Consider the following 8553-nt stretch of genomic DNA (forward strand, 5'->3'; position numbering starts at 1 on the left):
AAACCCCGGCCTCAGACGGCCATCAGGTCCTTTTCCTTGGCCTTGAAGGCAGCATCGACTTCGGCAACGAACTTGTCGGTCAGCTTCTGGATGTCATCAGCGGCGCGACGCTCTTCGTCTTCGCTGATTTCCTTGTCCTTGGTCAGCTTCTTCAGGTCGGCCAGGGCGTCGCGGCGCACGTTGCGCACGGCTACCTTGGCGTCTTCGGCAACAGCGCTGGCCTGCTTGGTATAGCCCTTGCGGGTTTCTTCGGTCAGGGCCGGCATCGGCACGCGAATGGTGGTACCGGCGCTGGACGGGTTCAGGCCCAGGTCAGAGGTGAGGATGGCTTTTTCGATAGCCGCGCTGAGGTTCTTGTCGTGGGCGACGATCTTCAGCGTGCGGGCATCTTCGACGGTGATTGCAGCCACCTGGTTCAGCGGCATCTCGCTGCCCCAGGCAGTGACCCTGACGGTATCCAGGATGCTTGGGTGAGCGCGACCCGTACGGATGGCCGCCAGGTTGCGAGCCAGGGCCTCGAGGGACTTGGTCATGCGCTCCTGCGCGTCTTTCTTGATATCGTTGATCATTTCTGGACTTCCTCGATCAGAGTTCCTTCCGCGCCGCCATGCACGATGTTCAGCAGGGCGCCGGGCTTGTTCATGTTGAAGACGCGCAGCGGCATCTTGTGGTCGCGGCACAGGCAGATTGCCGTGAGATCCATTACCCCCAGCTTGCGATCCAGCACTTCATCGTAGGTCAGATGATCGAACTTCTCGGCATGCGGGTCTTTGAATGGATCTGCAGTGTATACACCATCGACCTTGGTTGCCTTCAATACCACGTCGGCATCGATTTCGATGGCGCGCAGGCAAGCGGCAGAGTCGGTGGTGAAGAACGGGTTGCCAGTACCGGCGGCGAAAATCACGACTTCCTTGGCGTTGAGGTGACGCATGGCTTTGCGACGGTCGTAATGATCGGTGACACCCACCATGGAGATCGCCGACATGACGATGGCAGTGATGTTCGCCCGCTCCAGCGCGTCGCGCATGGCCAGGGCATTCATCACGGTGGCCAGCATCCCCATGTGGTCGCCGGTAACACGGTCCATGCCGGCTGCACTGAGCGCCGCGCCACGGAACAGGTTGCCACCACCGATCACCAGGCCGACCTGAACACCGATACCGACCAGTTGGCCGACTTCCAGCGCCATGCGATCCAGGACCTTGGGATCGATCCCGAACTCTTCCGAGCCCATCAGGGCCTCGCCGCTAAGTTTGAGTAGAATGCGTTTATAGCGAGCCTGATGACCACTGCCCTGCTGAGCCATTGCGAATCTCTCCTGCGGCGTTTGTAAAATTCTGGCGGGCTGCTTGAGCCTGCTTGTAACTGTAACGTGACGCAACGGTTGCGTCCGCGAGCAGCGGTTTCTGTAAACCGTTCCCGCTTTGACAAAGAGGCTGCGCGCGTGAGCGGGCAGCCTCTTTGGGGCGACAGACGGGGCTGTCTTACTGCTTGGCAGCAGCTACCTGAGCGGCAACTTCAGCAGCGAAGTCGTCGACTGGCTTCTCGATGCCCTCGCCTACTTTGAAGTAGGTGAAGGAAACGATTTCAGCACCGGCTTTCTTGGCCAGCTCGCCAACTTTGACTTCCGGGTTCATGACGAAAGCCTGCTCTTTCAGCGAGGCTTCAGCCTTGAACTTGGTGATACGGCCGTTGATCATGTTCTCAACGATGTTCTCTGGCTTGCCGGCGATCTTGTCAGCGTTCAGCTGCAGGAACACGCCCTTCTCACGCTCGATGGCCTCGGCGGAGATTTCCGACGAATCCAGGAACTCAGGGTTCGACGCAGCCACGTGCATGGCGATGTTCTTGGCCAGCTCGACGTCGCCGCCGTTCAAGACAACAACGGCACCGATCTTGTTGCCGTGCAGGTAGGCACCCACAACGTCACCCTCGACGCGCACCAGGCGGCGGATGTTGACGTTCTCGCCGCACTTGGCGACCAGGGCTTCACGAGCAGCTTCACGCGAAGCGATCAGCGGCGCAGCGTCGGTCAGCTTCTGGGCGAAGGCTTCTTCGAGGCTTTCAGCAACGAAGTTCTTGAAGTCGTCTTGCAGGGCCAGGAAGTCGGTCTGCGAGTTCACTTCCAGCAGAACGGCGGATTTACCGTCGGTCTTGACCGCGATAGCGCCTTCAGCAGCGACGTTGCCAGCCTTTTTGGCGGCCTTGATGGCGCCCGAGGCACGCATGTCGTCAATGGCTTTTTCGATGTCGCCGCCGGCCTTTTCCAGGGCCTTTTTGCAATCCATCATGCCTTCGCCGGTACGCTCGCGCAGTTCTTTGACCAGCGCTGCAGTAATTGCTGCCATTTCAAAATCCTCTTGGAAAGTTTTTCAACCATTCCACCCGTTGGTCACGGGCGTTAAATTCTGCAAATCCGCTGTTTGTGTTCCAGCAGGCCCATGATGCGGGGCCGATGCTGACAGCAGGATTTCAAGGTGGCAAAAAGGGGGCAGAGCCCCCTTTTCGCGTGCCAAGTAGACGCTAGCGCCTATTACTCAGCAGCAGGTGCAGCCGCTTCTTCAGCGTAGACTTCAGTGCCGCCGGCAACGTTGTTGCGGCCGCGGATGACAGCGTCAGCCATCGAAGTCATGTACAGCTCGATAGCGCGAATGGCGTCATCGTTACCTGGGATGATGTAGTCAACACCTTCCGGGCTGCTGTTGGTATCGACAACGCCGATGACCGGGATACCCAGTTTGTTGGCTTCGGTGATCGCGATGCGCTCGTGATCAACGTCGATAACGAACAGAGCGTCTGGCAGACCACCCATGTCCTTGATGCCGCCCAGGCTGCGATCCAGTTTTTCCAGGTCGCGGGAGCGCATCAGGGCTTCTTTCTTGGTCAGCTTGGCGAAAGTGCCATCTTCGGCCTGGGTTTCCAGGTCGCGCAGACGCTTGATCGAGGCGCGGATGGTTTTGTAGTTGGTCAGCATGCCGCCCAACCAACGGTGGTCAACGTATGGCGAACCGCAACGAGCAGCTTGCTCGGCGACGATCTTGCCGGCGGAACGCTTGGTGCCGACGAACAGGATCTTGTTCTTGCCCTGGGCCAGGCGCTCTACGAACGACAGAGCGTCGTTGAACATTGGCAGGGTTTTTTCCAGGTTGACGATGTGGATCTTGTTACGCGCGCCGAAAATGTACTTGCCCATTTTCGGGTTCCAGTAACGGGTCTGGTGGCCGAAGTGCACACCGGCCTTCAGCATATCGCGCATATTGACTTGGGACATGATAGTTCCTTGATAAGTCGGGTTGGGCCTCCACGTATCCCAATGACCAACCCGCGAATTCTGCAACTCGGGGCACCCAGGTCATCGTGTCGACACGTGTGTGGGTTAAATGCTGACGGGGTCGTGCCCGAAAGCGGCGCATGTTATACCACAGACCGCGGGCAAACGGAACCCGGTGGAAGCAGCTTCAAGCTTCAAGCTTCAAGCTTCAAGCTTCAAGCTTCAAGCTTCAAGCAAAAGCAAAAGCAAAAGCAAAAGCAAAAGCAAAAGCAAAAGCAAAAGCAAAAGCAAAAAGCAGCTGACGCACGATCCGCTTCTTCTTGTAGCTTGCCACTTGCCACTTGCCACTTGCCACTTGCCACTTGCAGCTTGCAGCTGGACGCTCTGATAGAATAAGCCCTTTCCCGTTTATTCGCGCCGTGCACGGCGCCGTAGAGAGCCTGTAATGACCGTTACCATCAAGACCGCAGAAGACATCGAAAAGATGCGCATCGCTGGCCGCCTGGCTGCCGAAGTGCTGGAAATGATCGAGGAACACGTCAAGCCCGGCGTCACCACCGAAGCGCTGGACCGCCTGTGCCACGACTACATCGTCAATGTTCAGCAGGCCATCCCAGCGCCGCTCAACTACAAAGGCTACCCGAAGTCGATCTGCACCTCGATCAACCATGTGGTCTGCCACGGCATCCCCAACGACAAGCCGCTCAAGGACGGTGACACGCTGAACATCGACGTCACCGTGATCAAGGACGGCTACCACGGCGATACCAGCCGCATGTTCCATGTCGGCACCGTGCCAGCATGGGCCGAGCGCCTGTCCAAGGTGACCCAGGAATGCATGTACAAGGCCATTGAACTGGTCAAGCCGGGGTGCCGCCTGGGCGACATCGGTGAAGTCATCCAGAAGCACGCCGAAAAGAACGGCTTCTCGGTGGTGCGTGAATTCTGCGGCCACGGTATCGGCAAGGTGTTCCACGAAGAACCGCAGATCCTCCACTACGGCCGCGCAGGCACGGGCATGGAACTGAAGGAAGGCATGACCTTCACCATCGAACCCATGATCAACCAGGGCAAGGCCGACACCAAGGTGCTGGGCGACGGCTGGACCGCCATCACCAAGGACCGCAAGCTCTCGGCCCAATGGGAGCACACCCTGGTGGTGACTGCGACCGGCTACGAGATCTTCACCCTGCGCAAGGACGACACGATCCCGCGCACCTCGGCCTGATCCCGGCCAACCCACGACAGGAACGTGACGCGATGCCCCAGGTGGACCCCGAACTGTTCGACCGCGGCCAGTTCCAGGCGGAACTGGCCCTCAAGGCGAGCCCTATCGCCGCTTTCAAGAAAGCCATCCGCCTGGCCGGCGAGGTGCTCGACAAGCGTTTCCGCGCCGGCGGCGACATTCGCCCGCTGATCGAGGCCCGTGCCTGGCTGGTCGACAATATCCTGCAACAAGCCTGGAACCAGTTCGACTGGGGGGACCACAGCGGCATCGCCCTGGTTGCGGTGGGTGGCTACGGGCGCGGTGAATTGCACCCGCATTCGGACATCGACCTGCTGATCCTCCTGGGGGCTGCCGAGCATGAACAGTACCGCGATGCCATCGAACGGTTTCTGACCCTGCTGTGGGACATAGGCCTGGAAGTCGGCCAGAGCGTGCGTACCGTGGACGAGTGTGCCGAACAGGCCCGCGCCGACCTCACGGTGATCACCAACCTGATGGAAAGCCGCACCATTGCCGGCCCGGAGCCGTTGCGCCAACGCATGCTGGACGTGACCAGCACCGCGCACATGTGGCCGAGCAAGGAGTTCTTCCTGGCCAAGCGCGCCGAACTCAAGGCCCGCCACCACAAGTACAACGACACCGAGTACAACCTGGAGCCCAACGTCAAAGGGTCCCCTGGCGGCCTGCGCGATATCCAGACCGTACTGTGGGTGGCGCGCCGCCAATACGGCACCTTGAACCTGCTCGCACTGGCTGGCGAAGGCTTCCTGCTGGAAAGCGAGAACGAACTGCTGGCCTCGTCGCAGGACTTTCTATGGAAGGTGCGTTACGCCCTGCACATGCTGGCCGGCCGCGCCGAAGACCGCCTGCTGTTCGACCACCAGCGCAGCCTGGCCGAACTGCTGAGCTACCACGACGAGAACCCCAAGCGGGCGATCGAGCAGTTCATGACCCAGTACTACCGGGTGGTGATGAGCATCAGCCAGCTGTGCGACCTGATCATCCAGCACTTCGAGGAGGTCATCCTCGCCGACGAGGACAGTGGCAGCACCCAGCCGCTGAATGCGCGCTTCCGCCTGCATGACGGCTATATCGAGGCCACCCGGCCGAACGTATTCAAGCGCACGCCGTTCGCCATGCTGGAGATGTTCGTGCTGATGGCCCAGCACCCGGAAATCAAGGGTGTACGCGCCGATACCGTGCGCCTGCTGCGCGAACACCGGCACCTGATCGACGACACGTTCCGCACCGACATCCGCAATACCAGCCTGTTCATCGAGCTGTTCAAGTGCGAGATCGGCATACACCGTAACCTGCGCCGAATGAACCGCTACGGCATCCTGGGGCGTTACCTGCCCGAGTTCGGCCTGATCGTCGGGCAGATGCAGCACGACCTGTTCCACATCTATACCGTGGATGCGCACACCCTCAACCTCATCAAGCATCTGCGCAAGCTGCAGTACACACCGGTGTCCGAGAAGTTTCCGCTGGCCAGCAAGCTGATGGGGCGCCTGCCCAAACCCGAGCTGATCTACCTGGCCGGCCTGTACCACGACATCGGCAAGGGCCGCCACGGTGACCACTCGGAGCTCGGTGCAGTAGACGCGCAGAAGTTCTGCGAACGCCACCAACTGCCCGCGTGGGACAGCCGGCTGATCGTCTGGCTGGTGCTCAACCACCTGGTGATGTCTACCACCGCCCAGCGCAAGGACCTGTCCGACCCGCAGGTGATCAACGACTTTGCCCTGCACGTCGGCGACGAAACGCGCCTGGACTACCTGTACGTGCTGACCGTGGCCGATATCAATGCCACCAACCCCAGCTTGTGGAACTCGTGGCGCGCCAGCCTGTTGCGCCAGCTTTACACCGAGACCAAGCGGGCCTTGCGCCGCGGCCTGGAAAACCCGCTGGACCGCGAAGAGCAGATTCGCCAGACCCAGTCGGCGGCCCTGGACATCCTGGTGCGCGAGGGCACCGACCCGGACGACGTCGAACAATTGTGGTCGCAGCTGGGCGATGACTACTTCCTCAAGCACACTGCGGCCGACGTGGCCTGGCACAGTGATGCGATCCTGCAGCAGCCCGCCGATGGCGGCCCTCTGGTGCTGATCAAGGAAACTACCCAGCGCGAGTTCGAGGGTGGCACGCAGATCTTCATCTACGCCCCGGACCAGCACGACTTCTTTGCGGTGACAGTAGCGGCCATGTCGCAGCTGAACCTGAACATTCACGACGCGCGAATCATCACCTCCAGCAGCCAGTTCACCCTCGACACCTACATCGTGCTGGACAACGACGGCGGCTCGATTGGCGACAACCCGCAACGGGTGCGGCAGATTCGCGACGGCCTGAGCGAAGCCTTGCGCAACCCCGAGAACTACCCGACCATCATTCAGCGCCGGGTGCCCCGCCAGCTCAAGCACTTCGACTTCCCGCCACAGGTGACCATCCTCAACGATGCCCAACGGCCGGTGACCATTCTCGAGATCACGGCCCCCGACCGCCCTGGCCTGCTGGCCCGGCTGGGGCGGATTTTCCTGGAATTCGACCTGTCACTGCAGAACGCCAAGATCGCCACCCTCGGCGAACGGGTCGAAGACGTGTTCTTCATCACCGATGCCGACAACCAGCCGCTGTCCGACCCGCAACTGTGCAGCCGCCTGCAGGAAGCTATCGTGCAGCAGCTGCAGGCCGGCCAAGGCAGCGACACCAGCCCGAGCCGCCTGACCATTTAACGATTAGACGATTGACGAGACCTTGCGCCGATGAACCATGCCTTGACCCAGCTTCAGCCCTACCCGTTCGAAAAGCTCCGCGCCCTGCTGGGCACCGTGAAGCCTGCGGCGGACAAACGCGCCATCGCCCTGTCGATCGGTGAGCCGAAGCACGAATCGCCGGCGTTCGTCGCCCAGGCCATGGCCGACAACCTCGACAAGCTGGCTGTCTATCCCAGCACCCTCGGCCTGCCGGCGCTGCGCCAGGCTATTGGCCAGTGGTGCGAGCAGCGGTTTGGCGTGCCCGCCGGCTGGCTCGACGCCGACCGTCATATCCTGCCGGTCAATGGCACCCGCGAGGCGCTGTTCGCCTTCACCCAGGCCGTGGTCAACCGCGTCGATGACGGCCTGGTGGTCAGCCCGAACCCGTTCTACCAGATCTATGAAGGCGCAGCCCTGCTGGCCGGTGCTACCCCACACTACCTGCCGTGCCTGGAAGCCAATGGCTTCAACCCGGACTTCGACGCCGTGCCGGCCGATGTCTGGCAGCGCTGCCAGATCCTGTTCCTGTGCTCGCCGGGCAACCCGACCGGGGCGCTGGTGCCCATGGACACCCTGAAAACGCTGATTGCCCTGGCCGACGAGCATGATTTCGTGATCGCCGCCGATGAGTGCTACAGCGAACTGTACTTTGACGAAGACGCCCCGCCGCCGGGCCTGTTGAGCGCTTGCGCGGAGCTGGGCCGCAGCGACTTCAAACGTTGCGTGGTCTTCCACAGCCTGTCCAAGCGCTCCAACCTGCCGGGCCTGCGCTCGGGCTTCGTTGCCGGCGACGCCGACATCATCAAGCCATTCCTGCTGTACCGTACCTACCACGGCTGCGCCATGCCGGTGCAAACCCAACTGGCGAGCATCGCCGCCTGGCAGGATGAAGCGCATGTGCGCGAAAATCGCGACCAGTACCGCGCCAAATACGATGCCGTGCTGGAGATCCTGCAGCCGGTACTGGACGTACAGCGCCCGGACGGCAGCTTCTACCTGTGGGCCAAGGTGCCTGGCGACGATGCCGAGTTCACCCGTGACCTGTTCGAAGCCCAGCATGTGACGGTGGTGCCGGGGTCTTACCTTTCGCGGGAAGTGGATGGTGTGAACCCGGGGGCCGGGCGTGTCCGCATGGCCTTGGTTGCACCGCTGGCCGAGTGCATCGAAGCTGCCGAGCGCATTCGCGCGTTTCTGCAAAGCCGCTGACAGGATCGGGGGGCGGTTTGTACGCGGTTCCTGTGGGAGCGGGCATGCCCGCGAACACCGGCGCAGCCGGTGCCAGACACCGCCTCGCC

General features: G+C 61.3%; 7 protein-coding genes. 3 read left to right on the top strand and 4 right to left on the bottom strand.

The features are described 5' to 3' along the window. Positions 1-11 precede the first annotated feature (11 nt). The 4 genes from frr to rpsB form a co-directional block, all read right to left on the bottom strand. Complete coding sequence (gene frr, locus GYA94_RS16455) at positions 12-569, bottom strand: ribosome recycling factor (RefSeq protein ID WP_029886984.1); 558 nt, start codon at positions 567-569, stop codon at positions 12-14. Further along, positions 566-1309: a UMP kinase gene (gene pyrH, locus GYA94_RS16460; RefSeq protein ID WP_009686950.1), complete on the bottom strand. Its 744-nt coding sequence runs from the start codon at positions 1307-1309 to the stop codon at positions 566-568. The genes frr and pyrH overlap by 4 nt, the downstream gene beginning before the upstream one ends. A 178-nt stretch (positions 1310-1487) precedes the next feature. Then, a complete protein-coding gene (gene tsf / locus GYA94_RS16465; protein ID WP_009686951.1) occupies positions 1488-2351 on the bottom strand; it encodes a translation elongation factor Ts in 864 nt (287 codons plus the stop codon). Between the two features lie 185 nt (positions 2352-2536). Then, positions 2537-3274, bottom strand: a complete 738-nt coding sequence (gene rpsB, locus GYA94_RS16470) for a 30S ribosomal protein S2 (protein ID WP_003252287.1) — start codon at positions 3272-3274, stop codon at positions 2537-2539. A gap of 445 nt (positions 3275-3719) precedes the next feature. Here rpsB and map point away from each other — a divergent pair, with 445 nt between their 5' ends. From map to dapC, 3 genes are read left to right on the top strand one after another with little or no spacing between them, the layout of a single operon-like run. Then, positions 3720-4502 (top strand): type I methionyl aminopeptidase, encoded by a 783-nt coding sequence (gene map / locus GYA94_RS16475; RefSeq protein WP_009686955.1) that lies wholly within the window; start codon positions 3720-3722, stop codon positions 4500-4502. A 32-nt stretch (positions 4503-4534) separates the two neighbouring features. Next, a complete protein-coding gene (locus GYA94_RS16480) occupies positions 4535-7237 on the top strand; it encodes a [protein-PII] uridylyltransferase (RefSeq protein ID WP_161892724.1) in 2703 nt (900 codons plus the stop codon). Positions 7238-7267: 30 nt separating this feature from the next. After that, on the top strand, positions 7268-8464 hold the full coding sequence (dapC, locus tag GYA94_RS16485; RefSeq protein WP_110678255.1) for a succinyldiaminopimelate transaminase: 1197 nt from the start codon (positions 7268-7270) through the stop codon (positions 8462-8464). The last annotated feature ends 89 nt before the right edge of the window (positions 8465-8553 follow it).

The sequence above is a fragment of the Pseudomonas juntendi genome (genome assembly GCF_009932375.1).
Classification (GTDB): domain Bacteria; phylum Pseudomonadota; class Gammaproteobacteria; order Pseudomonadales; family Pseudomonadaceae; genus Aquipseudomonas; species Aquipseudomonas juntendi.